This is a genomic window from Devosia naphthalenivorans, assembly GCF_003056355.1.
Classification (GTDB): Bacteria; Pseudomonadota; Alphaproteobacteria; order Rhizobiales; family Devosiaceae; genus Devosia; species Devosia naphthalenivorans.
Genome location: NZ_PYVW01000041.1, coordinates 1 through 1,381, shown reverse-complemented (window position 1 = coordinate 1,381; position 1,381 = coordinate 1). Strand labels below are relative to the sequence as shown.

Genomic DNA, 1,381 nt, shown 5'->3' with positions numbered 1-1,381 from the left:
GTGTCAATCGTGTGTGGACGCCCGTCTGGATGCAAGCGGTTTTTCATTGGCTTTGGGCATGTGGTCAGGTGCTGTCGTGTGTCCGGCCTCATGATGCGGCCATTTGCACGCCGCGGGCCCGTATGGAATACGCGGAGCGGGTCCAAATCGGCGCGTCGCGCTGAGAATGCGCTTCGATTGACACTGGTTTTCCCGTTCCCGTCTGATTGACCGTTTACCCTTACCCTCCGATCGACCTGCTCACATCCCCCGACGACCCAAGTGCTGCTTGCGCTTACGCGGCGACAGCACCCGGAACTCTGTAGATCCCACCCTTCTGGATGAGGGCCCATGCAATCCTGGCGATACGGTTGGCCAGCGCCACCGCGACCACCATGCGCGGCTTTCTGGTCAGCATGCGCGCCAACCAGGATCCCTCGGGCGCGCCCTTCCGGTCCGCCCATCGAACAACCGTCATGGCCCCACTGATCAGCAGCCGCCGCAAGTCACGCTGCCCCATCTTTGAGGTGGACCCCAGCCGTGTCTTGCCACCCGACGAGTTCTGCTTCGGCGTCAGCCCCAGCCATGCTGAGAAGTCGCGCCCTTTTTGAAAGCTCTCGATGGGCGGCGCCAGGGCTTCGATAGCGGTAGCGCAGATCACGCCGATGCCGGGGATTGTCATCAGGCGTTTTGCCGTGTCATCACGGCGAGACCGGTCGCGCAATTCCTTGTCGAGTGAGCCGATGCGCTCGTTCAGCAGCGCAATGTGAGCGAACAGCATCTGGCACAAGGCGATGACATCTGCCGGCAACCCGCCATCGGGATCGTCCAGCGTTTCGGCGAGACGCTGGATATGAACGGGCCCGTTGGCCGCCACAATGCCGTATTCCGCCATATGGCCGCGCAGCGCATTAATCGTCTGGGTGCGCTGGCGAACCAGCAGATCGCGGGTTTTGAAGATCATCGCCGACGCCTGCTTTTCCACGCTCTTGACCGCAACAAAACGCATGGTGGGGCGCAGGGCTGCCTCGGCGATTGCTTCGGCATCGGCCATGTCATTCTTCTGGCGCTTGACAAAGGGCTTGACGTAAATCGGCGCGATCAGGCGCACCTCATGACCAAGTCTACCGATCTCTCGGGCCCAGTGATGCGCGCTGGCGCAGGCCTCCATCGCTACCGTGCACTTTGGCACCGAGCTGAAAAAATCGAGCAGCTTTGCGCGCGTCAACTTCGTGCGGAATGCCACCGACCCATCAACTCGCGCTCCGTGAGCCTGAAACACGTTTTTGGCCAAGTCCAACCCAATGATGCTAACCTCGTTCATGGACGCCTCCTCTGTAGCGGTTCTCGACACCGCAACTCTGGCACATAAATGCCGTCGGGGGGCGTCCACCCCATCGGC

1 protein-coding gene is annotated in these 1,381 nt (G+C 61.3%); it reads right to left on the bottom strand.

Annotation, left to right across the window (positions count from 1 at the left end):
* Positions 1 to 274: 274 nt before the first annotated feature.
* Positions 275 to 1,303, bottom strand: a complete 1,029-nt coding sequence (locus tag C8264_RS21910) for an IS110 family RNA-guided transposase (protein ID WP_108463105.1) — start codon at positions 1,301 to 1,303, stop codon at positions 275 to 277.
* Positions 1,304 to 1,381 lie beyond the last annotated feature (78 nt).

Bases quoted from the DNA above. Each gene is read 5' to 3' on its own strand.
- C8264_RS21910 (WP_108463105.1), bottom strand. From the start codon at position 1,303: ATGAACGAGGTTAGCATCATTGGGTTGGACTTGGCCAAAAACGTGTTT.